We start from the raw sequence: 24,163 nt of genomic DNA, 5'->3' as shown, positions 1-24,163 counted from the left end.
CCCCGGCTTGCCGCTCCCGCAGGTGTTAAAATCCGCCCCAGCAAAGCAGGCCAGGCAGTCGCGGCCTCCGCGGTTTCGGCCAAAGAGGGCGAGGAAAGTCCGGACTCCACAGGGCAGGGTGATGGCTAACGGCCATCCGTGGCAACACGCGGAACAGGGCAACAGAAAGCAAACCGCCGATGGCCCGGCGCAAGCCGGGATCAGGTAAGGGTGAAACGGTGCGGTAAGAGCGCACCGCGGCTGCTGCAAGGCAGACCGGCACGGTAACCTCCACCCGGAGCAATTCCAAGTAGGCAGGCTAGCATCTTCGAGATGCAGGACGGGGCCCCTGTCACGTCTGCGGGTAGGAAGCTTGAGCGCGTCAGCAATGGCGCGCCTAGAGGAATGGCTGCCACGCGCGTCGTGTCTTCGGACGTTGCGCGTGCACAGAATCCGGCTTATCGGCTTGCTTTGCCACCTGACAAAAAATGCCGGCGTCCAGATGGACGCCGGCATTTTCTTTTGGTGCGTGCGTTCGGCGGCGGGTTTTCGGCCCGCGCCGCAGCCCGCAGCCGCAGATCAGCATTCAGCCAGCGACGATGTCGAACGAGTGCGTCAGTTCAGCAGTCTTGGCGATCATGATCGACGCCGAGCAGTATTTGTCGTGTGACAGGTTGATCGCGCGTTCCACGGTGGCCGGGTTCAGATTCTTGCCCGTCACGGTGAAGTGGAAGTGGATCTTGGTGAACACCTTCGGATCTTCGCTGGCGCGTTCGGCCTTCAGCGTCACCGAGCAGCCGGCGATTTCCTGACGGCTTTTCTTCAGAATCATCACGACGTCGTAGGCGGTGCAGCCGCCCGTGCCGAGCAAAACCATTTCCATCGGACGCGGCGCGAGGTTGCGGCCGCCGCCTTCAGGCGCGCCGTCCATTGCCACCAGATGGCCGCTGCCCGTCTCGGCTGCAAACGCCATCCCGTCTTGCCCCATCCAGCTCACTTTGCATTCCATGCTGTGCTCCACCGCGCTTTTGCCTTATCGAGAGGGCATTGTAGCCCGGTGTTTGAGTGTCTGCCCGAGGCGACTTTTGCCTCAAGTTATGCCCGATGACGGCTTGCGTGTTGCGCTGCGGCATGTTCAGCCGATTCGGGAATGCCCTGACAGATTTAGGGGTTTTACTCTAGGGGATGTCTGTCGGCGTGATCATGCGGTCGTCATTTAGTGTTTGATTTAAAAGGAAATTTTGCGAATTTGAGCCGGAAAACCAAGTTGCCACATTATGAAATCGCATTTCGCATTGCAAATGTTCTTGCGTCGCACAAGGTCGGCTCATATAATCGTTTCTGTCTCCTCCACCTCCTCCTTTGGTGGATTAAACCCGAACCGCTCGTTCGGGTTTTTTTTCGCCCGCGTCCTGCCGGCACCCAGCCGGTTTAAGCGCGATAGGGCGCTAAATCACGCTTCCAACTGCCGGATTGCCGCGGAATCTCGCGCACATTCCCGTACGTTTTGACTTGCCGTAGCAAATTCCTTTATAATTCAGGGCTTTTCCGCATCCGCGCCCGCGGAGGAAGAACCAGGGAGAGCCTGCACGCGCCTCGATGCGCACACTACAAGCAGGAAAAAACACATTGGGCGCAGCAATTTTTTTGGATCGATCATGAAGACGTTTTCCGCAAAAGCCCATGAGGTTACGCGTGAATGGTACGTGATTGACGCGACGGATAAGGTTCTCGGGCGTGTCGCCAGCGAAGTGGCACACCGTCTTCGCGGCAAGCACAAGCCTGAATTCACTCCGCACGTCGACACCGGTGATTTCATCATCGTTATCAACGCCGGCAAGTTGCGCGTCACGGGCAACAAGGCTACTGACAAGAAGTACTACCGTCACTCGGGCTACCCGGGCGGTATCTATGAAACGACGTTCGGCAAGATGCAAGAACGCTTCCCGGGCCGTGCGCTCGAGAAAGCGGTCAAGGGCATGCTGCCGAAGGGCCCGCTCGGCTACGCGATGATCAAGAAGCTGAAGGTCTACGCTGAAGCAACGCATCCGCATTCGGCACAACAGCCGAAAGCGCTCGAGATCTAAGGGGAGCCCACATGATCGGTAACTGGAATTACGGCACGGGCCGCCGCAAGAGCGCCGTCGCACGCGTCTTCATCAAGGCAGGCAAGGGCGATATCGTTGTGAACGGCAAGCCTATCGCCGATTACTTCTCGCGTGAAACGTCGCTGATGATCGTGCGTCAGCCGCTGGAACTCACGAACCACGGCGTTACGTTCGACATCAAGGTCAACGTGACGGGGGGCGGTGAAACGGGTCAAGCCGGTGCGGTTCGCCACGGCATCACCCGCGCGCTGATGGACTACGACGCAACGCTGAAGCCGGAACTGTCGAAAGCTGGCTTCGTCACGCGTGATGCTCGTGAAGTCGAACGTAAGAAGGTCGGCTTCCACAAGGCACGTCGCAGGAAGCAATTCTCGAAGCGTTAATCGCTTCGGGTGCGAGCCGGCTTTCGGGCCGGAGCGCTGCAAAAGCCGCCAACGCTTTCGCGAAGGCGGCTTTTTTCATGGATTCGCGGCTCGGTGCGGTTCAGTATTGCGGCAACGAACTCGTCGTCAAAGCGGTGAGATATCCCGCTTAGCCGGGCTGGTGGCGGCAGAACGCACCGTCCATTGATTTCCAGGAAGAACCCATTGATTTTGTGGGCTTCAGCACGATATCGAGATCAGCCCTACAATAGCGGTTAGAAGCTTTTTGGAGAGTTCGAATGAACGCAGTCACCGATACACCCGTGACCGAGATGCCCGCCCCCTTCGTTTTTACCGACGCAGCGGCTGACAAGGTCAAGCAACTGATCGAAGAAGAAGGCAATGCGGACCTCAAACTGCGCGTTTTCGTGCAGGGCGGCGGCTGCTCGGGCTTTCAGTACGGTTTTACCTTCGACGAGGCGGTCAACGAAGACGACACCGTCATGAACAAGAGCGGCGTCCAGCTGCTGATCGATTCGATGAGCTACCAGTATCTGGTGGGCGCTGAGATCGACTACAAGGACGACATCAACGGCGCGCAGTTCGTCATCAAGAACCCGAACGCTACGACCACTTGTGGTTGCGGTTCGTCGTTCTCGGTGTGATGGCCGGTTGAACGGAAGCATGTAAAAAACGGCGCTTCGGCGCCGTTTTTTATTGCGATCGGCGGAATCCCGCGCCGTAATCAGCGCGGATAGATCGCCCCTAGCACGCGCTCGGCCGACGCGCCCGTCACCGCCGGCAGATTGCCCGCCAGACGCGCCACGCAGCGCATCGCGAGCCAGGCGAACGCCAGCGGCTCGACCTGGCTCGGCGGCACGCCGAGCGCATCAGTCGTCATCACGGGTACGCCGCTGACGCCGCTGTCTTCCAGCGCCTGCTGCAACGCTTTGAGGATCTCCGGGTTGCGCGCGCCGCCGCCGCAGACATAGACCGCTCTCGCGTCCGACGCGTGCCGTTCGATTTCGCGCGCGACTGTCACCGCGGTGAGCGCAACCAGCGTCGCTTGCACGTCGGCTGGGGCGAGCCCGGCGAACGGCTGAAGCTTCGCGTCGAGCCATTCCGCATTGAACAGATCGCGGCCGGTGCTCTTCGGCGGCTGCTGGGCGAAAAAGGGCTCATCGAGCAAGGCGTTGAGCAGCGTGCGATCCACCTGGCCGCCCGCCGCGAAATGGCCGTTCTCGTCGAAAGGTTTGCCGAGATGGCGCTGCGCCCACTCGTCGAGGAGCGCGTTGGCCGGCCCGCAGTCGAAGCCACGCACGCTGCCGGTCGCGTTCAGGATCGTGATATTGCTGATCCCGCCAAGGTTGCAGACCACGCGCGTTTCGTTTTTCGCGCCGAACACGGTGGCATGAAAAGCCGGCACGAGCGGTGCGCCTTGGCCGCCAGCCGCGACATCGCGGCTGCGAAAATCGGCGATCACGTCGATATGCATCATTTCCGCGAGCAGCGCGGGGTTGTTGATCTGCCGCGTATAACCTTTTTCCGGCCGATGCCGCACCGTCTGCCCATGCACGCCGATCGCGCGCACCTCCGCAGCCGGTATGCGGCTGCCGTGCAGCAGTTCGTGGCAGCACACCGCGTAACGCGTGGCGAGCGCATTGGCGGCCAGCGCCTCGCGCTCGATCTCGTTGTCACCGGGTTGCTGGAGCGCGAACAATGCGTCGCGCAGGCCCGCGGCAAAGCCGACAAACGCCTCGGCCAGCACCACCGGCGGCTTCCCTTGCGCAAACCTGACGGCCACGCCGTCCACGCCATCCATGCTGGTGCCGGACATCAATCCAAAGTAGACGCCGTCTGCGGGGTCTTGCGCCACGTTGCTGCTCCTCTCGATGGTTCGTTGCGAACCGTTGTAGCAGATTATCGGGCGAAGCGCGGCCGAATATAAGCGTCGCGATACCTGCAGCAGGCCGCCGAACGCGGAAATCGTGCGTCGGCAGGGCGCGTGTGGCTGCGTCAGTGGGCGCGGCGGCGCGCATCTATGGGACAATCTCCTTTTTTCGCGACTTCACGTTTCCAGCATGAGCACCGAGTCCACCAAGCCCAGCCCTGCCTTTCCGATCACCGACGAAGTCCGTCACGCGCTCGCGGTCACCAAGCGCGGTGTCGACGAACTGCTGATCGAAGACGAATTCGCGCAAAAACTCGCAAAGAGCGCGGCGACCGGCAAGCCGCTGCGTATCAAACTCGGGCTCGATCCGACCGCGCCGGACATTCACATCGGCCACACGGTCGTGTTGAACAAGATGCGCCAGTTGCAGGATCTCGGTCACACCGTGATTTTCCTGATCGGCGATTTCACGTCGCTGATCGGCGATCCGTCGGGCCGTAACGCCACGCGGCCGCCGCTGACGCGCGAGCAGATCGAATCGAACGCGAAGACGTATTTCGAACAGGCCGCGCTGGTGCTCGATCGCGACAAGACCGAGATCCGCTACAACAGCGAATGGTCGATGCCGCTCGGCGCCGACGGCATGATCAAGCTCGCGTCGCGCTACACGGTGGCGCGGATTCTCGAGCGCGAAGATTTCACCAAGCGTTTTCAGGGTGGCGTGCCGATCTCGATCCACGAGCTCCTGTACCCGCTGATGCAAGGCTACGACTCGGTCGCGCTGAACGCGGACCTCGAACTCGGCGGCACGGACCAGAAGTTCAACCTGCTGGTGGGCCGCGAGTTGCAGAAGCAATACGGCCAGGAACAGCAGTGCATTTTGACGATGCCGCTGCTCGAAGGGCTGGACGGCGTCGAGAAGATGTCGAAGTCGAAGAACAACTACATCGGCATCAGCGAAAAGCCGACCGACATGTTCGGCAAGCTGATGAGCATTTCCGACGTGCTGATGTGGCGTTACTTCGAACTGCTGTCGTTCCGTCCCATGGACGAAATCGCCGGCTTCAAAAAGGAAATCGAAGCGGGCCGCAATCCGCGCGATTTCAAGGTGATGCTCGGCCAGGAAATCGTCGCGCGCTTTCATTCGCAAGCTGATGCGGAGCGCGCGCTGGATGACTTCAACCATCGCGCGAAGGGCGGCGTGCCGGACGATATTCCGACTGTGACGCTCGCGGGCGCACCACTCGCAATCGGGCAGTTGCTCAAACAGGCCAATCTCGTGCCGTCGACGAGCGAAGCGCTGCGCAACATCGAGCAGGGCGGCGTGAAGATCGACGGCGCGACCGTGTCCGACAAGGGTCTGAAAGTCGAAGCCGGCGAGTACGTCGTGCAGGTCGGCAAGCGCCGTTTTGCACGCGTGACGCTGACGGCCTGATGCTGATGAGCCGAACGGCGCATCCGGAGTCGCGCGGATGATCGCGCTGATCCAACGCGTGCGGCGCGCGGAAGTGCGCGTGGCGGACCGCGTGACCGGCTCGATCGAAGCGGGCCTGCTCGCGCTCGTCTGCGCCGAACGCGGCGACACAGCGGCGGCCGCCGACCGGCTGCTGGCCAAAGTGCTCGGCTATCGCGTCTTCAGCGATGCCGCCGGCAAGATGAATCTCTCCGTGCAAAATCTCGACGGCACCGGGCGCGCAGGCGGCTTGCTGCTCGTGTCGCAATTCACGCTGGCCGCGGACACCAACAGCGGCCTGCGTCCGAGCTTTACGCCGGCCGCGCCGCCCGATGAAGGCAAGCGCCTCTTCGATTACTTCGTGATGGAAGCGCGGGCCAGGCATCCGATCGTCGAGACCGGAGAATTCGGCGCGGACATGCAGGTGTCGCTCGTCAACGACGGGCCGGTTACGTTCTGGCTGCAAACGAACGCCTGAACCTTGTCCTTAAATGCGCGCCATGGCGCGCGCCTCCATCTCCAGCCGCTTTTGCGACAATAGCGGTTCGGCATAACCGGCTAATGGCGCCCACTTTCATTCCATGACCACGCAGATTCTGTTCATCCGGCACGGCGAGACCGACTGGAATCGCATCAAGCGCATTCAAGGTCACATCGACATTCCGCTTGCTACGACGGGGTTGGCACAAGCGCAGCGCCTTGCACGCCGCATGGCCGACGAGGCGAAGCAGGGCGCGCGGCTCGACGCGATCTATTCGAGCGATCTGCAACGCGCGCAGCAAACCGCGCAGCCGATCGCCGACGCGCTCGGCTTGCCGCTGCAGTTGCGCGAAGGTCTGCGCGAGCGTTCATACGGAGCGTTCCAGGGCCACGATAGCGACGAGATCGCCCTGCGGTTCCCCGATGAATATGCACACTGGCAAACGCGCGACGCGGGCTTCGCGCCGCCGGAGGGCGAGTCGCAACGCACGCTCTACCATCGCGTGCTGCACGCGATCGAACCGCTGGTCGCCGCGCATCCTGGTGGGCGGATTGCCTGCGTCGCGCATGGCGGCGTGCTTGATTGCGTGCGACGTTTTGCCTGTGGTCTGCCGCTCGATGCGCCGCGTGACTATCCGCTCCTGAACTCGAGCGTGAACACGGTGGATTTCGACAATGGCAAGGCAACGATCGTGTCGTGGGCGGACGTCTCGCACCTCGATGCGCCGAGTGCCGACGACAGTTTCAAGAAGGTGCCGGAGGCGGGGCGTTGATTGGCGCGGGCCGATAGTGCGGCACGGGTTTGCGCGTCTGACTCGGACCGTTCGCGCGAGCGCCGCCGCATTACTCCGGCTCGCGTACGCCCGCAGCCACGCGACGGCGCGCCCTTTTTGACACGCCGTTCACCAGCGCCCAGCGAATGACCGGCGCGACCAGACGCACACCAGGCCTCGCCACCGCACGGCGAAGGGCCGCGTAGCGCTGAAATCCCAACATCGCCTGTGCCCAATCGGGCAGCAGATCGACGCCTGCGTTGAACATCAACACGCCGGCAGGCCGCATCGATAGGCTCGGGGCGGGCGCGCTCATCAGAACCCTCACGACTTCGCGCGTGCGCTCGCTGGCCACAAGCCCGGGCTGCATCGCGAGCAGGTAAGCGTCGATCTCAGCTCGCGAGCGCGGAATGTCCGATGCGCCGAGCATCTCGGCAATGCGCGCGGTTTCCGCGAAGTATTGATCCTGTGCGGCAACCGGCAGCGACGGATTCACATAGCGCAAGTGCGCGATCATAAAGCTCGACACTTCGGCGACATGCACCCACGTCAACAGCGCGGGTTCGCTCGCGCGATACGGCCGGCCGTCAGGCGCGACGCCGCTGACGCCGAGATGAATGCGCTTCACACGTTCGACCAGCGCCAGCGCGTCGTGCCGGCTTCCGTAGGTCGTGCCCGCGATAAAAGTCGCGGTGCGGCGCAGGCGGCCAAGAATGTCGACGCGAAACGTCGAATGGTCCCACACGCCGGCGAGCGCCAGCGGGTGCAACGCCTGCAGCAATAGCGCGCTGATACCGCCCGTCATCATCGATGTGAAATCGGCGTGGACTTTCCAGCAAACGGAGTCCGGCCCGAACAGGCCGGGGTCGCCCGGAGGCGACAAGTAGTCGAGCGTGGGACCGCTGCCGCTTGTCAGATGCGTGACGCCGGCGGCCAGTTTCGAGCGGAGCCTGCCGGTGAGAAATTGCGAGAGACCGCTGGAGGAGTTGGGCTGGCTGGTTTGGTCGGACATCCTGGTTCGGTCTCGCGCGACGTGACGTGTATCGGCTCAGGTCGCGGCCGAATCCCACAGACCGGGCAGGCCGCTCGACGAGTCGGGCGCGGCAAGGCCAAAATGCCGGTACGTGAGCAACGTGGCGACGCGGCCGCGCGGCGTGCGTTGCAGGAAGCCTTGCTGGATCAGATACGGCTCGAGCACGTCTTCAATCGTGTCGCGCTCTTCGCCGATCGCCGCGGCCAGATTGTCGACGCCGACCGGGCCGCCGTCGAACTTGTGCAGGATCGCTTCGAGCAGCTTGCGGTCCATCAGGTCGAAGCCGACTGCATCGACGTCGAGCATCTTGAGCGCGGCATCGGCCACTTGCGCGGTGATATTGCCGTCGGCCTTCACTTCGGCGAAGTCGCGCACGCGCCGCAGCAAGCGGTTCGCGATCCGCGGCGTGCCGCGCGCGCGCTTGGCGATCTCGAACGCGCCGTCTGGATGGATCTGCGCATGGAGCAGCGCCGCCGAACGCGTGACGATGCGCGCCAGTTCCTCGGCGTTATAAAACTCGAGCCGCGCCACGATGCCGAAGCGGTCGCGCAGCGGGTTGGTCAGCATGCCCGCGCGCGTGGTCGCGCCGACCAGCGTGAACGGTTGCAGGTCCAGCTTCACGCTGCGCGCGGCCGGCCCTTCGCCGATCATGATGTCGATCTGATAATCCTCCAACGCCGGGTACAGAATTTCTTCGACGACCGGCGAGAGCCGGTGGATTTCGTCGATGAACAGCACGTCGTTGGCTTCGAGATTGGTGAGCAGCGCGGCGAGGTCGCCGGCGCGTTCCAGCACCGGTCCGGACGTTTGCCGCAGATTGACACCCATTTCCCGCGCGATGATGTGCGCGAGCGTGGTTTTGCCGAGACCCGGCGGCCCGAACAGCAAGACGTGGTCGAGCGATTCGGAACGGCGCTTGGCGGCCTCGATAAAGATTTCCAGCTGGCCGCGTACTTTTTCCTGCCCGACATATTCTTCGAGCTGGCGCGGGCGCAACGCGCGCTCGAACGCTTCTTCGTTCGGCGAGACGGGCGTGGCCGCGATGATGCGCTCGGCGGCGAGTTTGTCGGTTTCGATCATGCGTTCATTGTACCGCGAGCCGCCCGCCGCGAAACTCGGCCGAATGGCCAGGGTGCGCGGCGCGCAGGCGTGTGCGAAGCTTTAACTATCGCATGCATGTCGAACCCGAGGGCCGCGAGTCAGCCCTTGGACAGCGCCTTCAACGCGAGCTTGATGCCCTCGGAAACACCGGTTCCGGCCGGCACGTTTTTGACGGCCGCCAGCGCTTCTTTTTCGGAGTAACCCAATGCGAGCAGTGCGTTCAGAATATCGGAGGCGTGGTCGGATGCCGACGCCGCGCCCGCCATCGCGCCCAGGTCGGCGCCGATCTTGCCCTTCAGTTCGAGGAGCAAGCGCTCCGCCGTCTTCTTGCCGATGCCCGGCACGCGCGTCAGCCGCGCCGCGTCCTGCATCGTGACGGTCTGCGCGAGCTCATGCACGCTCATGCCCGACAGCACCGCCAACGCCATGCGGGCGCCGATGCCGGAAATTTTCAGCAGTTCGCGGAAGGTCGAGCGTTCCTCGGCGGTGCCGAAGCCGTACAGCAGATGCGCGTCTTCGCGCACGATCATCTGCGTGAGCAATACGACGCGTTCGCCGGTGGAGGGCAGGTTGTAGAACGTGCTCATCGGCACATCGACTTCGTAACCGACGCCGTTGCAGTCGACGAGCAGATGCGGCGGGTTTTTTTCCAGCAGAACGCCGGCAATGCGACCGATCATGGCGAATTCAATCTCGAGAGAAAGGGCGAGTGTAGCGCAGCGAGTGAGCGTCGAGTGGTCCGCGAGTTACGCGCAATCGCGGTTGACCCGCGCGAGGACGCCCCATAGACTGAGATCCCTTTTGGCGGGTTCTCATTCCACTCACCCAGAAGGAGCTTTCATGCTGACCCTCACCACTCTCGCGCTGTTTGCCGGCGCGTGTCTCGCGTTGACCGCCACCCCCGGCCCCGACATGTTGCTGATTGCCTCGCGCAGTGTGAGCCAGGGGCGTTCCGCGGGCTTTGCGTCGCTGGCGGGTATTCTGGTCGGCACGTATTGTCATGCGTTGGCAGCGGCGTTCGGCTTGTCGCAACTCTTTCTGGCGGTCCCTATGGCATACGACGTCGTTCGGTTTGCCGGTGCCGCGTATCTGCTCTATCTCGCCTGGAAAACGTTCCGTGCGCAGGGCACGGTGCTCGCGCCGAATGCGTCGATGAGCCGTTATCCAGTTGGCCGCATTTTCCGCCAGGGCCTCTTCACCAATTTGCTGAATCCGAAAGTCGCGCTGTTCGTGCTCGCGCTGTTCCCGCAATTCGTGCGGCCCGAAGCGGGGTCGGTCGCGTTGCAGATCATGATGCTGGCCACCGTGCTGAACCTGATCGGCTTCTGCGTGAATGGCGCGGTGATCCTGATGGCGAGCAAGCTGAGCCGCAAGCTGTCGGCGGGGCGGCGGCCGTCGCGGGTGCCGCAGTATTTGTTGGGGACGGTGTTCGCGGGATTGGCCTGCCGTCTTGCGCTGGCTAATCGGAATTGAACCTGGCGGCTGCGCGGCGCTATGCCGTTGCGTACCATCTTGCGTGAGCCGTGAGCCGTGAGCCGTGAGCCGTGAGCCGTGAGCCGTGAGCCGTGAGCCGTGAGCCGTGAGCCGTGAGCCACGTGTGCGCGGCGCGAAGTCGGCCAACGCGCCGCGTTTACCGCACTATCCGACCAGACGTCCACGCCTCACGCGCAGCCCCTTCTTCGCCAGCGAAGGCGCGATGCCACCCAACGTGCTCAGCGTCGTGCCGCCGTGCGCGTGGCAGATCGCCATGCCGAGCGCGTCGGCGGCGTCGGTGCCGGGTACGCCGGATAGATTGAGCAGGCGCACCACCATCTGTTGCATCTGCTCCTTGGTTGCGCGGCCGTAACCCACCACGGCCTGCTTCAATTGCAGGGCCGTATACTCGGCGACCGGCACGCCACCCGCGACCAGTCCGCAGATTGCCGCGCCGCGTGCCTGGCCGAGCAGCAAGGTAGATTGCGGGTTCACGTTGACGAACACTTTTTCAATCGCCGACTGATCCGGCGAATGCTGACGGATCAATGTGGAGATGCCTTCGAAGATGGTGCCGAGGCGCGACGGCAGATCGGCGTCGGCGGTTTTGATGACGCCGCTCGCGACATAGCTGAGCGTGTGGCCGCTTTGGTCGATCACGCCGAAGCCGGTCACGCGCAGGCCGGGGTCGATGCCGAGAATTCTCATGAGGTGCCGCAAATGCGGTAAAAACCAGGTGCTAGCGATACTACAACACGCGCGCCGCGTGGCGGTCGGCGCGCGGCGCTCTCGGCGGAATAAAAACTGCTGGGTGCGCTGCAAGGAGGCATTCGCACATGGAGCGCTATCGGAATCTCAGCGGCGACTCGGGCGTCGAGGCTTATGAAATCGGCGACGACTTCGTCGCAGTCCGCTTCAGGACCGGCGTGGTGTATTGGTACACCAAGGCGAGCGTCGGCGCACGGCACGTCGCCGCGCTCAAGCGTCTCGCGCGGAGTGGGCAGGGGCTCAGCACTTATATCAGCCAGCACCCGGACGTGAGCGGAGGCTACGCGAGAAAGGAACCGGACAACTGAGCGACGCGTGAAGCGCAGCACAGCCGGCACAAGCGGCACAAGCGGCACAAGCGGCACAAGCGGCACAAGCGGAACACGCGGAACACGCGGAACACGCGGAACACGCGGAACACGCGGAACACGCGGAACACGCGGAACACGCGGAACACGCGGAACACGCGCCGCACCAATGAAAACGGCCTGGCGGAAAATTCCGCCCGGCCGTTTCTCTAAATCTCAAACCTCACCAGCAACCCGGTTTCACCAGGAAACACGCGCCGCTGCCAAAACCCAAATCAATGCCGGAAGTGCCGCACCCCAGTCAGCACCATCGCGATATTGTGCTCATCCGCCGCGCTGACGACTTCATCATCGCGCATCGAGCCGCCCGGCTGGATCACGCAGGTCGCGCCTGCCGCCACCACCACGTCGAGGCCGTCGCGGAACGGGAAGAACGCGTCCGACGCCACCGCCGAACCGGCCAGCGTCAAACCGGCGTTCTGCGCCTTGATGCTGGCGATGCGCGCCGAGTCCACGCGGCTCATCTGGCCCGCGCCGACGCCGAGCGTCATGCCATTGCCGCAGAACACGATGGCGTTCGACTTCACGTACTTCGCCACGCGCCATGCGAACAGCAGATCGTTCATTTCCTTCGGCGTGGGATGACGCTTCGTGACTACGCGCAATTCACGCGGCTGCACGTTCTTCGAGTCCAGCGACTGCACCAGCAGGCCGCCGCCCACGCGCTTCAGATCGAATGCGTTATGGCCTTCGCCCAGCGCGATTTCCAGCAGACGCACATTCTGCTTGGCCGCGAACACCTGGCGCGCTTCGGCGCTGAACGACGGCGCGATCAGCACTTCGACGAACTGCTTCGCCACGGCTTGCGCCGCCGCTTCGTCCACTTCGCGGTTGAACGCGATGATGCCGCCGAACGCGGAGGTCGGGTCGGTCTGGAACGCCTTCGCGTACGCTTCGTTGGCATCCGCGCCAACTGCCACGCCGCACGGGTTCGCGTGCTTGACGATCACGCAGGCCGGCACGTCAAAGGTCTTCACGCATTCCCACGCTGCGTCGGAATCCGCGATGTTGTTGTACGACAGTTCCTTGCCTTGCAACTGATTGTAGTTCGCCAGTGCGCCGGCCGGTACCGACAGGTCGCGGTAGAACGCCGCGCTCTGATGCGGGTTTTCGCCGTAGCGCAGGTCCTGCACCTTGTCGAACGCCAGGTTGAACGTCGCCGGATAAGCGTTGCGCGACGCGTGTTGCAACTCGTCGGTCAGGCTCGTCAGGTAGTTCGTGATCGCGCCGTCGTACTGCGCGGTGTGCGCGAACACCTTGGTGGCGAGGCGGAAGTTCGTCTTGTACGACACGGCATTGCTGTTCGCGCGCATCTCGTCGAGCACGACCGCGTAGTCGGCCGGATCGACCACCACCGTCACGTCGCGATGGTTCTTCGCGGCCGAACGCAGCATGGTCGGGCCGCCGATGTCGATGTTCTCGATCGCGTCTTCCAGCGAGCATTCTTCTTTCGACACGGTCTGCACGAACGGGTACAGATTCACGACCAGCAGGTCGATAGTCGGAATGTCGTGCTTTTCAAGCGCTGCCATGTGTTCCGGCAGGTCGCGGCGCGCAAGAATGCCGCCGTGCACCTTCGGATGCAGCGTTTTCACGCGCCCGTCCAGCATTTCCGGGAAGCCCGTGTAATCGGCGACTTCGGTGACGGAGAGGCCCGCGTCCGCGAGCAGTTTCGCGGTGCCGCCGGTCGACAGGATCTTGACGCCGAGGTCCGACAGCGACTTGGCGAAGTCGACGATGCCGGACTTGTCGGAAACGGAGATGAGCGCTTGCTTGATCATGATGAAGACGAAAAGCCGAAGGGAAACGTGGCAGGGCGCCGAAAAACTACAACAAACCGTGCTGTTGCAGCTTCTTGCGCAGCGTATTGCGGTTGATGCCGAGATACTCGGCGGCCAGCGACTGGTTGCCGCCGGCCTGCTCGAGCACCACTTCGAGCAGAGGTTTTTCTACGCAGGAAATCACCATGTCGTAGACGTCGTGCGGATTGGAGCCGTCGAGATCCTGGAAATACATCCCCAGGCTGTCGCGGACAGATTGTTCGATATTGTTCTTGCTCATGCTGCTAGTCGGTCGGTATGGTCCGGCTCGCCGTTTTCGTTGAGCGTCTCGTCGACGTAGACGAGACGGTCTGAGATCGCCTTTTGGGCGTCGAAGAATTCGTTGACGGCGAGGAGTTGTTCGCGCGTGGTGTCCAGCGTATTCATGCGATGCCGGAACACGTTGGCGCCAGAAAGGCCGCGAGTGTACCAGCCGATGTGCTTACGCGCAGTGCGGACACCGGTAAATTCCCCGTAGAACGCGTAGTGGTCTTCCAGATGCTCGTTCATCACCTGCTGGATTTCGTCGATGCGCGGCGGCGGCAGCAACTCGCCCGTTTGCAGGAAATACTCGATCTCGCGGAACAGCCACGGGCGCCCCTGCGCCGCGCGGCCGATCATGATGGCGTCCGCGCCGGTGGCGGCCAACACCTCGCGTGCCTTGTGCGGCGAGGTAATGTCGCCGTTGGCGACCACCGGAATGCGCACCGCCGCTTTCACCGCGGCGATGGTTTCGTATTCAGCGTCGCCGTGATACAGGTCGGCGCGCGTGCGGCCATGCACGGTCAGCATGGAAATGCCGGCCGATTCGGCCAGACGCGCGACGTTCAGCGCATTCTTGTTCTCGCGATCCCAGCCCGTGCGGATCTTGAGCGTGACGGGCACCGCGTCGGGCCCGACGCCAACAGCGCCCACCACCGCCTCGACGATGCGCTGCACCAGCGGCTCGTTCTGCAACAAAGCCGAACCCGCCGCCACGTTGCACACCTTCTTGGCCGGGCAGCCCATGTTGATGTCGATGATCTGCGCGCCGTTCGCCACGTTGTAGCGAGCCGCTTCGGCCATCATGGCCGGATCGGCGCCGGCGATCTGCACGGCAATCGGCTCGACCTCGCCCGCGTGGTTGGCGCGGCGCATGGTCTTCTCGCTCTTCCACAGCTGCGCGTTCGAGGCGACCATTTCCGACACCGCATAGCCCGCGCCCAGCCGTTTGCACAGTTGCCGGAACGGCCGGTCGGTCACGCCGGCCATAGGCGCGACGAACAGGTTATTACGCAGATTGTGGGAGCCGAGAGTGGGCATAACGTGAGACGCGGTGGACGCGCGCGCGGCCGATTGCTCAATTTCTGTCAATCGGAGCGTTCGCGAAATGCGAGAGAAAACCGCTATTTTAGCGTTAACGGATAGCCGGCACCCGACATGTGCCTGTCGTAACCCATTAAATCTTCTATGAAAGTGCGCCGATTCATAGAACCGGCGCGGCCCGCACGACGCCTTCCGCGCGAAGCAAAAAGGCCGTGCGGCGCGAGCGGGCGGCTCGCCTAGCGGCGCTGTCCGAACATCATTTGCCGTGCCAGCGCGGTCTTCACCGGCGGCAGGAATTCGAGCGCGGTGAGGGCCAGGCCGCGCATGACCGCGAGCGGCGCGAAGTCGACGGTGAAGAGGCGCGCGAGCGTGTCGGTGGCGCCGATCGTCATGCGCCGGTCGAGCGCGCGGCGTTGCGCGAAGGTGGCCAGTGCGAGCGGGGTCGGACCTTCCGCCGACAAGGCGTCGGCGAGCGCGTGCGCGTCGCGCAGACCCAGGTTCAGTCCCTGACCTGCCACCGGATGCAGCGTCTGCGCCGCGTTGCCGATCGCGACGACGTGGCCATTCACCAGCGTTTCCACCGCGTTCAGTCCCAACGGGAACGACGCGCGCCCCTTGATGTGCGTGAAGCGGCCCATGCGGTCGCCGAATGCGGCGCCGAGTTCGCGCAGGAACGCTTCGTCGGAGAGTTGTGCGCGGCGTGCGGCCTCCTCGGGCGCGCAGCACCAGACGAGCGCGTAGTCGGCGCCGCGTACGCCGCCCATCGGCAGCAACGCGATCGGGCCCTGCGACGTGAAGCGCTCCCACGCCACATGGGGTTGCGGTGCGGACACGGTCACGGTGCCGACGAGTGCGGTCTGTCCATAGTCGCGCGTGCCGGTTTCGGCGAGGCCTCTGCCAGCGCGCCGTGCGGCGTCGCCGTCCCGGCCGGCTTGCTGATCAGCGCTTTTCGCCGCGCTGTTGGCGGCTTGGCTGTCGGCATTCCCGTCGTCGGCGCCGTGGCCGACTTGCCGGTCCGCACTCGTGCTGGCGCCTTTGGCGGCGCGTTTGCCCGCGACTTGACCTGACGACTTCTGATCACCGAACAGACCGCCTTCGGCATTCACCAGAATGCGTGTGCGCAACTGACGCGTGACGCCCGCGGTTTCGATCGGCAGCGTGACGCCGTCGAGTTCCTGTGTCGGCGCCGCAGCCGAAGTGGAGCGGAACCAGTGCACCGAGGTCGCGTGCACCGCCTCGGCGAGACCGTGCACGATCGAGCCATAGCGCAGCACATAGCCGAGCGCCGGCAAACCATGCTCGCTGTGATCGATCAGCGTGCGGCCGAAGTGGCCGCGCTGCGACACGTGGATGCGCTGGATGGCGGTGGCATCGGCGGGCCAGCGCAGCGGTTCCAGGATCATCCGGCTGCCGTGCGACACGGCGATGGCGCGCGGATCGGCGATCGAATCTTCCGGCTCGCGCGCGTCGACGAGCGCAATCTTCAGCGCCCGCGTCGCGCTGCGGCGCGCCAGCCAGCCGGCCAGCGCCAGCCCGACCGGACCGGCGCCGACGATCGTCACGTCGAAATCGAACGGATGGCCGGCCTTGGCGGGCTTCAGGATCACCGTCGACGGGGAAACGTCGTTCATTGCGTGTTACTTCCTTGTTTCGTGGGCCGCCCGGGCTTCCTGCATCAGTGACTCGATCTCGTCGGCGGCGACCGGCACGTCGCGCGTCATCAGTTCGCAACCGGTCGGCGTGACAATCGCGTCGTCCTCGATGCGGATGCCGATGTTCCAGTAGCGTTCGGGCACGCCTTCGGTCGGGCGGATATACAGGCCGGGCTCGATGGTTAGCGTCATCGACGGCTGCAACGTGCGCCACGGCAGCGCGCCCGCTTCATCGCGCGGCGCGCCGCGTTCGCGGTAGTCGCCGACGTCGTGCACGTCCATGCCGAGCCAGTGGCCGGTGCGGTGCATATAAAAAGGCGCGTAGGCGCGCTCGGCGATCACGTCCTCGACCGAGGCGAATTTCGCGCGTTCGATGATGCCGGTGTCGAGCAAGCCCTGCGATAGCACGCGCACGGCGGCCTGGTGCGGGTCGTCGAAGGTGGCGCCGGCGCGGGTCACGTCGATCGCGGCCTGCTGCGCGGCCAGCACGATGTCGTACAGCTCGCGTTGCGCCGGCGTGAAGCGGCCGCTCGCGGGAAAGGTGCGGGTGATGTCGGAGGCGTAGCCGTCGAGTTCGCAGGCTGCGTCGATCAGGATCAGGTCGCCGTCCCCGGCAATCGCGTTGCCGGCCGGGTAGTGCAGCACGCAGGCGTTCGCGCCCGCCGCGACGATCGACGTGTAAGCCGGCGCCTGCGCGCCGAACTTGCGGAACGTGTAGAGCAGTTCGGCTTCGAGTTCGTACTCGCGCACGCCCGGATGGCACGCGGCCATGGCGCGACGATGCGCCTGGGCGGAAATCTGCCCGGCCCGGCGCATGATGGCGAGTTCGTGATCGTCTTTAATGAGCCGCATCTCGTCGAGCAACGGGATGAGATCGCGCGCGGTCGCGGGCGCGGCGACACCGCCACGGCTTTGCGCCCGCACCGCGTCGAGCCAGCCGCGCACCCGTTCGTCCAGTTGTGCCGAGGCGCCGAGCGCGTAATGCAGCGACGGCTTGTCGGCGAGCAGACGCGGCAATTGCGTGTCGATTTCGCCGATGGCGAATGCGGCGTCGAAACCGAAGGCCGCACGCGCGCCGTCCGGGCCGAAGCGGAAACCTTCCCACGTTTCGCGTTCGAGGTTTTTCTCGCGGCAAAACAGCACCGAAGCCGGCTCGCCGGGCGCGGCGCTGGCGTCGAGCACCAGCAACGCTTCGGGTTCGGTGAAACCGGTCAGGTAGTAGAAGTAGCTGTCATGCCGATAAGGATAATCCGCGTCCCGGTTGCGCAACGCCTCCGGCGCGGTGGGGACGATGGCGACGCCGCCACCCGCTGCCCGCAGCGCGGCGAGTACGCGCTCACGGCGCGTGCGGTAGACGTCGATGGCGATGGTGGGTTCGGTCAGCTGGTTCATCGTGCGATTGTAGCGCCCATGCGCGGAGTTATTTTGCGCGGGATACTGGCGTAAGTGGCGGCAAACGCGTCCGCGGCGCTGTTGCAATCCGTCCACAGCGAGTCCCCGTGCGGCTCGCGAAGCGCCGGCGTGACGCTTCTGAACGCTCGTGAACGGCGCAGAGCACTTATACTTTCGCCGGATTCAGAAAAAGGCAGATGGTAATGATGAAACTCATCGGTTCGCTCGCTAGTCCCTTCGTGCGTAAAGCGCGGATCGTGCTGGCCGACAAGAAGATCGACTACGAACTGGTGCCCGAGAATGTCTGGGCGCCGGACACCCGCATTCACACCTTCAATCCGCTCGGCAAAGTGCCGTGCCTCGTGATGGAAGATGGCGAAGCGGTGTTCGACTCGCGGGTGATCTGTGAATACGTGGATACGCTCTCGCCGGTCGGCAAGCTGATTCCGCAGTCAGGACGCGAGCGCGTCGAGGTGCGCTGCTGGGAAGCGCTCGCCGACGGCGTGCTGGACGCGGCGGTGCTGATTCGCCTCGAAGGCACGCAGCGCGCGCCGGAGCAGCGCGTCGACGCGTGGGTCGCGCGCCAGCAGCGCAAGATCGACGAAGCCCTGATCGCAATGGCGCAGGGATTGGGCAGCAAGACATGGTGCGCGGGCAATCACTACACGCTCGCCGATATCGCGATGGGTTGCGCATTGGGTTATCTGGATTTCCGCATGCCGGAATTGAACTGGCGCGAACCGTATCCGAATCTGGACAAGCATTTCCAGAAGCTCTCGCTGCGTCAGTCGTTCATTGATACGGTGCCGTCTGATTGAATAGACGGCGGATTGTTTGCAGAACGATGTCATTCAAGCTTCCAGAAGCGTGAATTAAAGCTCACGTTTGCGCGCGGTCTTTGTTGCTGCGTTTTTGGGGGCTTGATTGGTGTGCGCCGCTAATCGAAAAGCGGCACATGGAATTAACGCGCTTTATCTCCGCTTATTGCTGACCATTACGGCGCCGCGTAATACCGGGACCGAACGCAAAGCCGAACGCCAGCAGCAGCAACGAAACCGCCAGCACGGTGTTATTGCCGCTCGTGATGTAAGGCGTGCTGCCTGCGGTGCCTTGCACGGTGACGTCGAGCGAGCCGATCGTGTACGGCGTCAGGCGCCCGAGCACCTTGCCGTTCGCATCGATCGCGGCCGTCATGCCGGTGTTGGTCGCGCGCAGCATCGGGCGGCCGGTTTCCAGCGAGCGCATGCGCGCGATCTGCAGGTGCTGGTCGAGCGCGATCGTGTCGCCGAACCAGGCCAGATTGGTCGAATTGACCAGCACGCCGGCGGGCGTATCGCTTTCGCGGATGGTCCGCGCAATCTCTTCGCCAAAAATGTCCTCGTAGCAGATGTCCACGGCGACCGGCTGGTTATGCACGATGAACGGCTTCTGCACCGGCGCGCCACGGAAGAAATCGCCGAGCGGAATGCTCATCAGGTTGACGAACCAGCGGAAGCCCCACGGCACGAATTCGCCGAATGGCACGAGATGGTGCTTGTCGTAGCGATACACGTCGCGCGTGCCGGGCGTGACGCCGAACAGGCTGTTCGTATAGTCGATCACCTGGCCTTCCGGCGTGATGGTGCCGCCGATCGCGCCGAACAGAATCGCGCTGCCGGTCGAGTCCGAGAAGTTGCGCACCGCCGAGGCGAACGGCGCCGGCAATTGCTGCGCGAGCACCGGAATGGCAGTTTCCGGCGTGACGATCAGATCGGCCGGCTTCGAGGTGATCATCTGCTGATACTGATCGATCGCGGCGCGCATACCGGATTCCTCGAACTTCATTTCCTGTTTGACGTTGCCTTGCAGCAGGCGCACGGTCAGCGGCGCGTTGGCCGGCACGGTCCATTGCACGAGCGGCAGCAGCAGGCCGGCGGCGATCAACGCCAGTGCGAATGCGGCCGGCACGGCGACGCGCGCTACGCTGGGCTTTGTGCCATTGCTGCTGGCCTCGCCTTCGCGACGCGGCTTGCGTGAGGACAGCAACGGCAGCAGCGCCTGCACGATCAGCGCGGCCACCAGCGCCAGCATCCAGCCGACGCCATACACGCCCGCCACCGGCGCAAAGCCGGCGAACGGGCCGTCTACTTGAGCATAACCGCTCGCGAGCCACGGAAAGCCCGTGAACACCGTGCCGCGCAACCATTCGCCGATCGCCCACGCGCTCGCGAACGCCAGCGCGCCGTGCCATGTCGGCGAAAACGGTGTGTCGTCGATGGCGGCGCCATTGCGCGCATGACCGGCGCAGAACGACCAGACGCCCGCTGCCAGCGCCGGATAAACCGCCAGATACAGCGAGAACAGCACGACGGCCGCGCCGGCGAGCGGCGCCGCCATGCCGCCGTAGAAATGCATGCTGACGTAGAGCCACCACACGCCGGTCACGAAATTACCGAAGCCGAACGCGCCGCCCGTCAGCGCCGCGCTTTTCCAGCCGGTGGCGCGTGTGAGCCAGGCGAAGAAGAATGCGAAGATCGCGAGTTCGAGCCAGCCACCATGCGGCGTCGGCGCGAACGAGAGCGTATTGGCCGCGCCCGCGGCCAGCGCGACGAGGTAGTGCCAGCGCGGCAGCGTGCGCCCGCGCGTTTGCTGGGCATCAGAAGCGCTCACGCCGCGGCGCGAACGGGAAGTCATCGGGTCGGCCATCGTTGCGCGGTCGGCTTGAAAGGTTGAAAAGCAGGTCGAAAAGCGAGTTGAAGAAGCGAAGCGAGAACCGGCCGCAACGGGCTCAGGTCTGCACGTGCTGCGCTTCGCGCTCGCGCTGGCCGGCGAGCGGATCGCGGCGCACCAGCAGCATGTGAATCTGGCGGGCGTCGCCGCGCAGAATCTCGAAGATCAGATCGTCGAGGCGGACTTTTTCGCCACGATGCGGCACCCGTCCGAAGTGATGCGTGACGAGTCCGCCGATTGTGTCGACTTCGTCGTCCGAGTAATGCGTGCCGAAGGCCTCGTTGAACTGTTCGATTTCGGTCAGCGCGCGCACGCGGAAACGGCCGTCCGGCGAGGCGATGATATTGCCGCTTTCCTCGTCGAAATCGTATTCGTCTTCAATATCACCGACAATCTGTTCCAGCACGTCTTCGATCGTGATCAGGCCGGCCACGCCGCCGTATTCGTCGACCACCACCGCGAGGTGATTGCGATTCACACGGAAGTCATGCAGCAGCACATTCAGGCGCTTCGATTCGGGGATGAACACAGCGGGGCGCAGCATGCCACGCACATCGAACTCTTCTTCGGCGTAGTAGCGCAGCAGGTCTTTGGCCAGCAGCACGCCGATGATGTTGTCGCGGTTGCCCTCGAACACCGGATAGCGCGAGTGCGCTTTTTCCAGCACGTAAGGGATGAATTCGGCGGGATTGTCCGCGATGTTGATCGCGTCCATTTGCGCCCGCGGCACCATGATGTCGCGCGCGCTGAGTTCGGACACCTGGAACACACCTTCGATCATCGACAGCGAGTCGGCGTCGATCAGGTTGCGCTCGTGCGCGTCCTGCAGTATTTCCAGAAGTTCGGCGCGCGAGTCGGGCTCAGGCGAGATGAAGTCGGTCAGACGCTCCAGAAGTGAGCGTTTTTCCTGCGGTTTGTCGGTTTGGCGTCGACTGGGATACGTGTCGTTCATGGTAGTGCGCCCGGCAAGACTGGGCGCGCTGTTGCAGAGCATTAAGGATACACCAGGCACATGGCAGGACCGTGTCCCGCCCGGCTGGGCGAAGAGTGAAGCTGGGGTAAAGCGGCTCCGCCGTGAGGGCGGGCGTGGGTCAATCCTAACTGATTACGCGCGGAAAAGCGTTTCCAGGAAAAAAAGCGCCGTTCGCGACGGTTATTTCTGGTTGGCTTTGTGGGCTGCTTTTAAGTCTGCTTCGCGGCTTTCCTCGCGGCAGCGTTCGAGCAGCGCTTCGAGCGCGCGGTCAGGCATGCCGCTTTCACGCAGCGCATGCACGGTGCGGCTGACGTAATCAAGCGTGGTGCCGTAGCGCCCGCTTGCACAGCCGAATACGGTTTTGACGATGTCGTCGCGCAACTTGCCGGTGTAGCTCGGCACGTCGCGGCGCATCACGAAGGCGAGCGCGTCGACGCGCCGGCCGTCGGCGAGCACGCACGGCAGCCACGCCGGGCGGTATGAACCCATCGCCATTTCGCGGCGCCAGAGTGCTTCGAGATGCGGCATCGAGCCTTCGGCCGCGAGCCGGAACGCGATGCCGGTGCATGAGCCGCCGCGATCGAGCGCGAGCACGAGACCTGGCTGCTCGGGCGTGCCTCGATTCACGCGCGACCACAGGTAGAGCCCGCGGTGATAACCGTGGACCTTCGAGCGGGTGGCTTCGACGGTGGGCAGGCCGGGATTCCAGATCAGCGAACCATAGCCGAACAGCCACAGGTCGCTCTTGCGGTCCCAGTCACGCAATGTGCATTCGAGCGACGCGCGCAGTTCCTCGTCCGTGAGCAGCCGCGATTCGCCGAGCGCCGGCGGATAGTCCGGGCACGGCGTTCGAGTGTCGGCTTCGGGGGAAGAGGTGCTCACGATAGGTTTGAACGGTTGGACGTTGGCGACGCGACGGTGATCGCCGCCTACTGGTAAGGATGGGGAAAGCCGAGCTTGCCGAGGATTTCCGTTTCGATCGCTTCCATTTCCTCGGCTTCTTCCTCGACTTCGTGGTCGTAGCCTTGGGCGTGGAGCGTGCCGTGCACGAGCAGATGCGCGTAGTGCGCGAGCAGCGGCTTGCCCTGCTCCGCGGCTTCTTTCTCGACCACCGGGCAGCACAGGATCAGGTCGCCCGTTACCGGATCGTCTTCCGATTCGGCGTACGCGAAGGTCAGCACGTTGGTCGAATAATCCTTGCCGCGATAGGTGCGGTTCAGCGTACGGCCTTCTTCGGCATCGACGAAACGCACCGTCAGCTCGCCGTCCGCGAAGAGCGCCGCCTTGATCCAGCCGGCCACCGTGGCGCGCGGCAGAAGCGCCTTGTGTTCCGGCCAGGTCCTGGCGGCGGGGAATTGCAGATTCAACGTCAGTTTCGGGGCGCGGCTCATGCGGTTTCGTTGTGATGCTTTCGTTGCGTGCGTTGGGGCTGCGGGCGATTAGCGCGAATCCGCCGGACTGGCGGTTTTCTGCGAATGCGCATCGTACGCCTCCACAATTCGCGCGACCAGCGGATGCCGCACCACGTCCGCGCTGGTAAAGCGTGTGAGCGCGATGCCGCGCACGTCGGCCAGTACCTGTTGCGCTTCGATCAGCCCGCTCTTGTGGCCGCGCGGCAAGTCAACCTGAGTCGTGTCGCCGGTGACCACCGCCTTCGAGCCGAAGCCGATCCGCGTGAGGAACATCTTCATCTGTTCGGGCGTGGTGTTCTGCGCTTCGTCGAGGATGATGAACGCGTGGTTCAGCGTGCGGCCGCGCATGTAGGCGAGCGGCGCGATTTCGATCATCTGCCGCTCGAACATCTTGGCGGTTTTGTCGAAACCGAGCAGGTCGTACAGTGCGTCGTACAGCGGACGCAGATACGGATCGACCTTCTGCGCCAGATCGCCCGGCAGGAAGCCGAGACGCTCGCCCGCTTCGACCGCGGGGCGGGTCAGCACGATGCGCTTGACCTGATCGCGTTCGAGCGCATCCACCGCGCAAGCCACCGCGAGATAGGTCTTGCCGGTGCCGGCCGGGCCGATGCCGAAGGTCACGTCGTGAGAGATGATCTGCTTCAGATATTCACGCTGCGCGGGGGTGCGGCCGCGCAGGTCCGCGCGCCGCGTGTACAGCTTCGGGCCGAGTTCTTCGAGGTCGTCGTCGCCGGCGTCGGCGGGCTGGTCGAACGGGTGATCCGGATTGCCGGGGAAACGCGCGTCTAGCGCTTCCGTGCCATGGCCGTTGCCGTTCGCGCGATGCCGTGCCGGCTGACGCACTTCAACGAGCGCGAGCTGGATGTCGTCGACCGACAATGGCTTCTGTGAGTTGTCGTAGAACTTTTCGAGCGCGGTGAGCGCGAGTTTCGCGCCGCGCCCGCGAATCGTGATGCGGTGACCACGGCGTTGCAGCGTTACGTCGAGCGCCTGCTCGATCTGGCGCAGATTTTCGTCGAGCGGGCCGCAGAGGTTGGCGAGCCGCGCGTTGTCTTCGCGCGGTGCGGTGAATTCCAGATGCTGCTGAGTGGTCTTCAAGGCGGTGGTT

25 protein-coding genes and 1 other RNA gene are annotated in these 24,163 nt (G+C 63.9%); 10 read left to right on the top strand and 16 right to left on the bottom strand.

All coding sequences use genetic code 11. From position 1 onward, the window contains the following. The first annotated feature begins 42 nt into the window (after positions 1-42). Positions 43-456, top strand: an RNA gene (rnpB, locus tag PQR32_RS36985) — RNase P RNA component class A. 109 nt (positions 457-565) lie between these two features. Here rnpB and PQR32_RS36980 read toward each other — a convergent pair. After that, positions 566-988 (bottom strand): OsmC family protein, encoded by a 423-nt coding sequence (locus PQR32_RS36980; RefSeq protein WP_105509556.1) that lies wholly within the window; start codon positions 986-988, stop codon positions 566-568. 649 nt (positions 989-1,637) lie between these two features. On the opposite strand from PQR32_RS36980, the gene rplM reads away from it, so the two are divergent. From rplM to erpA, 3 genes are all read left to right on the top strand, one after another. Further along, positions 1,638-2,066, top strand: a complete 429-nt coding sequence (gene rplM, locus PQR32_RS36975; RefSeq protein WP_007180422.1) for a 50S ribosomal protein L13 — start codon at positions 1,638-1,640, stop codon at positions 2,064-2,066. A gap of 11 nt (positions 2,067-2,077) precedes the next feature. Then, the gene (rpsI, locus tag PQR32_RS36970) at positions 2,078-2,470 is read left to right on the top strand and encodes a 30S ribosomal protein S9 (RefSeq protein WP_011489810.1); all 393 of its coding nucleotides are present in this window, start codon (positions 2,078-2,080) and stop codon (positions 2,468-2,470) included. A gap of 278 nt (positions 2,471-2,748) precedes the next feature. After that, positions 2,749-3,114, top strand: a complete 366-nt coding sequence (gene erpA / locus PQR32_RS36965; protein WP_007180424.1) for an iron-sulfur cluster insertion protein ErpA — start codon at positions 2,749-2,751, stop codon at positions 3,112-3,114. A gap of 80 nt (positions 3,115-3,194) precedes the next feature. Here erpA and PQR32_RS36960 read toward each other — a convergent pair whose 3' ends face one another. Then, positions 3,195-4,325, bottom strand: a complete 1,131-nt coding sequence (locus PQR32_RS36960) for an anhydro-N-acetylmuramic acid kinase (protein WP_408239323.1) — start codon at positions 4,323-4,325, stop codon at positions 3,195-3,197. A 205-nt stretch (positions 4,326-4,530) separates the two neighbouring features. On the opposite strand from PQR32_RS36960, the gene tyrS reads away from it, so the two are divergent. The 3 genes from tyrS to PQR32_RS36945 all read left to right on the top strand — a co-directional run bounded on the left by tyrS (position 4,531) and on the right by PQR32_RS36945 (position 7,046). Beyond that, entirely contained in the window at positions 4,531-5,775 is a 1,245-nt protein-coding gene (gene tyrS, locus PQR32_RS36955) for a tyrosine--tRNA ligase (protein ID WP_408239320.1), read from the top strand. A 37-nt stretch (positions 5,776-5,812) separates the two neighbouring features. Continuing rightward, positions 5,813-6,271 carry a D-aminoacyl-tRNA deacylase gene (gene dtd, locus PQR32_RS36950; protein WP_408239317.1) on the top strand — a complete coding sequence of 153 codons (459 nt, stop codon included), beginning with the start codon at positions 5,813-5,815 and terminating at the stop codon, positions 6,269-6,271. 103 nt (positions 6,272-6,374) lie between these two features. Further along, a complete protein-coding gene (locus PQR32_RS36945; protein ID WP_408239314.1) occupies positions 6,375-7,046 on the top strand; it encodes a histidine phosphatase family protein in 672 nt (223 codons plus the stop codon). A 70-nt stretch (positions 7,047-7,116) separates the two neighbouring features. Here PQR32_RS36945 and PQR32_RS36940 read toward each other — a convergent pair whose 3' ends face one another. From PQR32_RS36940 to ruvA, 3 genes are all read right to left on the bottom strand, one after another. Further along, on the bottom strand, positions 7,117-8,058 hold the full coding sequence (locus tag PQR32_RS36940; protein ID WP_408239311.1) for an oxygenase MpaB family protein: 942 nt from the start codon (positions 8,056-8,058) through the stop codon (positions 7,117-7,119). A 36-nt stretch (positions 8,059-8,094) separates the two neighbouring features. Next, a complete protein-coding gene (ruvB, locus tag PQR32_RS36935; RefSeq protein ID WP_408239308.1) occupies positions 8,095-9,159 on the bottom strand; it encodes a Holliday junction branch migration DNA helicase RuvB in 1,065 nt (354 codons plus the stop codon). 119 nt (positions 9,160-9,278) lie between these two features. Further along, positions 9,279-9,860 (bottom strand): Holliday junction branch migration protein RuvA, encoded by a 582-nt coding sequence (gene ruvA / locus PQR32_RS36930; protein ID WP_007180436.1) that lies wholly within the window; start codon positions 9,858-9,860, stop codon positions 9,279-9,281. 160 nt (positions 9,861-10,020) lie between these two features. On the opposite strand from ruvA, the gene PQR32_RS36925 reads away from it, so the two are divergent. Further along, the gene (locus PQR32_RS36925; protein WP_408239305.1) at positions 10,021-10,653 is read left to right on the top strand and encodes a LysE family translocator; all 633 of its coding nucleotides are present in this window, start codon (positions 10,021-10,023) and stop codon (positions 10,651-10,653) included. Positions 10,654-10,818: 165 nt separating this feature from the next. Here PQR32_RS36925 and ruvC read toward each other — a convergent pair whose 3' ends face one another. Continuing rightward, positions 10,819-11,361, bottom strand: a complete 543-nt coding sequence (gene ruvC, locus PQR32_RS36920; RefSeq protein ID WP_007180437.1) for a crossover junction endodeoxyribonuclease RuvC — start codon at positions 11,359-11,361, stop codon at positions 10,819-10,821. 128 nt (positions 11,362-11,489) lie between these two features. On the opposite strand from ruvC, the gene PQR32_RS36915 reads away from it, so the two are divergent. Beyond that, complete coding sequence (locus tag PQR32_RS36915; RefSeq protein ID WP_408239302.1) at positions 11,490-11,729, top strand: hypothetical protein; 240 nt, start codon at positions 11,490-11,492, stop codon at positions 11,727-11,729. Between the two features lie 275 nt (positions 11,730-12,004). Here PQR32_RS36915 and purH read toward each other — a convergent pair whose 3' ends face one another. The 5 genes from purH to PQR32_RS36890 form a co-directional block, all read right to left on the bottom strand. Next, positions 12,005-13,570 (bottom strand): bifunctional phosphoribosylaminoimidazolecarboxamide formyltransferase/IMP cyclohydrolase, encoded by a 1,566-nt coding sequence (gene purH / locus PQR32_RS36910; RefSeq protein ID WP_408239299.1) that lies wholly within the window; start codon positions 13,568-13,570, stop codon positions 12,005-12,007. A 46-nt stretch (positions 13,571-13,616) separates the two neighbouring features. Continuing rightward, entirely contained in the window at positions 13,617-13,850 is a 234-nt protein-coding gene (locus tag PQR32_RS36905; protein WP_007180440.1) for a Fis family transcriptional regulator, read from the bottom strand. Further along, positions 13,847-14,911 (bottom strand): tRNA dihydrouridine synthase DusB, encoded by a 1,065-nt coding sequence (dusB, locus tag PQR32_RS36900; RefSeq protein WP_408239296.1) that lies wholly within the window; start codon positions 14,909-14,911, stop codon positions 13,847-13,849. Before dusB ends, PQR32_RS36905 begins: the two co-directional genes overlap by 4 nt. A 239-nt stretch (positions 14,912-15,150) precedes the next feature. Continuing rightward, entirely contained in the window at positions 15,151-16,545 is a 1,395-nt protein-coding gene (locus tag PQR32_RS36895; protein WP_408239293.1) for a UbiH/UbiF/VisC/COQ6 family ubiquinone biosynthesis hydroxylase, read from the bottom strand. 6 nt (positions 16,546-16,551) lie between these two features. After that, the gene (locus PQR32_RS36890; RefSeq protein WP_408239291.1) at positions 16,552-17,958 is read right to left on the bottom strand and encodes an aminopeptidase P N-terminal domain-containing protein; all 1,407 of its coding nucleotides are present in this window, start codon (positions 17,956-17,958) and stop codon (positions 16,552-16,554) included. Positions 17,959-18,161: 203 nt separating this feature from the next. Between PQR32_RS36890 and PQR32_RS36885 the strand changes: the two genes are divergently transcribed. Next, positions 18,162-18,776, top strand: a complete 615-nt coding sequence (locus PQR32_RS36885) for a glutathione S-transferase C-terminal domain-containing protein (protein ID WP_408239288.1) — start codon at positions 18,162-18,164, stop codon at positions 18,774-18,776. A gap of 163 nt (positions 18,777-18,939) precedes the next feature. Here PQR32_RS36885 and lnt read toward each other — a convergent pair whose 3' ends face one another. The 5 genes from lnt to PQR32_RS36860 all read right to left on the bottom strand — a co-directional run bounded on the left by lnt (position 18,940) and on the right by PQR32_RS36860 (position 24,153). Further along, positions 18,940-20,643 (bottom strand): apolipoprotein N-acyltransferase, encoded by a 1,704-nt coding sequence (gene lnt / locus PQR32_RS36880; protein WP_408239285.1) that lies wholly within the window; start codon positions 20,641-20,643, stop codon positions 18,940-18,942. 82 nt (positions 20,644-20,725) lie between these two features. Continuing rightward, on the bottom strand, positions 20,726-21,619 hold the full coding sequence (locus PQR32_RS36875) for a CorC family transporter (RefSeq protein WP_201644024.1): 894 nt from the start codon (positions 21,617-21,619) through the stop codon (positions 20,726-20,728). A gap of 201 nt (positions 21,620-21,820) precedes the next feature. Continuing rightward, positions 21,821-22,522: a gamma-glutamylcyclotransferase gene (locus PQR32_RS36870; protein ID WP_408239281.1), complete on the bottom strand. Its 702-nt coding sequence runs from the start codon at positions 22,520-22,522 to the stop codon at positions 21,821-21,823. A gap of 47 nt (positions 22,523-22,569) precedes the next feature. Continuing rightward, a complete protein-coding gene (ybeY, locus tag PQR32_RS36865; RefSeq protein WP_408239278.1) occupies positions 22,570-23,031 on the bottom strand; it encodes an rRNA maturation RNase YbeY in 462 nt (153 codons plus the stop codon). Positions 23,032-23,079: 48 nt separating this feature from the next. Continuing rightward, on the bottom strand, positions 23,080-24,153 hold the full coding sequence (locus PQR32_RS36860) for a PhoH family protein (protein WP_408239275.1): 1,074 nt from the start codon (positions 24,151-24,153) through the stop codon (positions 23,080-23,082). Between the last annotated feature and the right edge of the window lie 10 nt (positions 24,154-24,163).

The sequence above is a fragment of the Paraburkholderia dipogonis genome, assembly GCF_046027395.1.
Lineage (GTDB): Bacteria > Pseudomonadota > Gammaproteobacteria > Burkholderiales > Burkholderiaceae > Paraburkholderia > Paraburkholderia dipogonis_A.
This window is presented reverse-complemented; position numbering and strand designations above follow the sequence as displayed.

Bases quoted from the DNA above. Each gene is read 5' to 3' on its own strand.
- dtd (WP_408239317.1), top strand. From the start codon at position 5,813: ATGATCGCGCTGATCCAACGCGTGCGGCGCGCGGAAGTGCGCGTGGCG.
- PQR32_RS36875 (WP_201644024.1), bottom strand. From the start codon at position 21,619: ATGAACGACACGTATCCCAGTCGACGCCAAACCGACAAACCGCAGGAA.
- PQR32_RS36895 (WP_408239293.1), bottom strand. From the start codon at position 16,545: ATGAACGACGTTTCCCCGTCGACGGTGATCCTGAAGCCCGCCAAGGCC.
- dusB (WP_408239296.1), bottom strand. From the start codon at position 14,911: ATGCCCACTCTCGGCTCCCACAATCTGCGTAATAACCTGTTCGTCGCG.
- ruvA (WP_007180436.1), bottom strand. From the start codon at position 9,860: ATGATCGGTCGCATTGCCGGCGTTCTGCTGGAAAAAAACCCGCCGCAT.
- PQR32_RS36940 (WP_408239311.1), bottom strand. From the start codon at position 8,058: ATGTCCGACCAAACCAGCCAGCCCAACTCCTCCAGCGGTCTCTCGCAA.
- PQR32_RS36885 (WP_408239288.1), top strand. From the start codon at position 18,162: ATGATGAAACTCATCGGTTCGCTCGCTAGTCCCTTCGTGCGTAAAGCG.
- rplM (WP_007180422.1), top strand. From the start codon at position 1,638: ATGAAGACGTTTTCCGCAAAAGCCCATGAGGTTACGCGTGAATGGTAC.
- ruvB (WP_408239308.1), bottom strand. From the start codon at position 9,159: ATGATCGAAACCGACAAACTCGCCGCCGAGCGCATCATCGCGGCCACG.
- lnt (WP_408239285.1), bottom strand. From the start codon at position 20,643: ATGGCCGACCCGATGACTTCCCGTTCGCGCCGCGGCGTGAGCGCTTCT.
- rpsI (WP_011489810.1), top strand. From the start codon at position 2,078: ATGATCGGTAACTGGAATTACGGCACGGGCCGCCGCAAGAGCGCCGTC.
- erpA (WP_007180424.1), top strand. From the start codon at position 2,749: ATGAACGCAGTCACCGATACACCCGTGACCGAGATGCCCGCCCCCTTC.
- PQR32_RS36905 (WP_007180440.1), bottom strand. From the start codon at position 13,850: ATGAGCAAGAACAATATCGAACAATCTGTCCGCGACAGCCTGGGGATG.
- PQR32_RS36915 (WP_408239302.1), top strand. From the start codon at position 11,490: ATGGAGCGCTATCGGAATCTCAGCGGCGACTCGGGCGTCGAGGCTTAT.
- ybeY (WP_408239278.1), bottom strand. From the start codon at position 23,031: ATGAGCCGCGCCCCGAAACTGACGTTGAATCTGCAATTCCCCGCCGCC.
- PQR32_RS36945 (WP_408239314.1), top strand. From the start codon at position 6,375: ATGACCACGCAGATTCTGTTCATCCGGCACGGCGAGACCGACTGGAAT.
- purH (WP_408239299.1), bottom strand. From the start codon at position 13,570: ATGATCAAGCAAGCGCTCATCTCCGTTTCCGACAAGTCCGGCATCGTC.
- ruvC (WP_007180437.1), bottom strand. From the start codon at position 11,361: ATGAGAATTCTCGGCATCGACCCCGGCCTGCGCGTGACCGGCTTCGGC.
- PQR32_RS36980 (WP_105509556.1), bottom strand. From the start codon at position 988: ATGGAATGCAAAGTGAGCTGGATGGGGCAAGACGGGATGGCGTTTGCA.
- tyrS (WP_408239320.1), top strand. From the start codon at position 4,531: ATGAGCACCGAGTCCACCAAGCCCAGCCCTGCCTTTCCGATCACCGAC.
- PQR32_RS36925 (WP_408239305.1), top strand. From the start codon at position 10,021: ATGCTGACCCTCACCACTCTCGCGCTGTTTGCCGGCGCGTGTCTCGCG.
- PQR32_RS36890 (WP_408239291.1), bottom strand. From the start codon at position 17,958: ATGAACCAGCTGACCGAACCCACCATCGCCATCGACGTCTACCGCACG.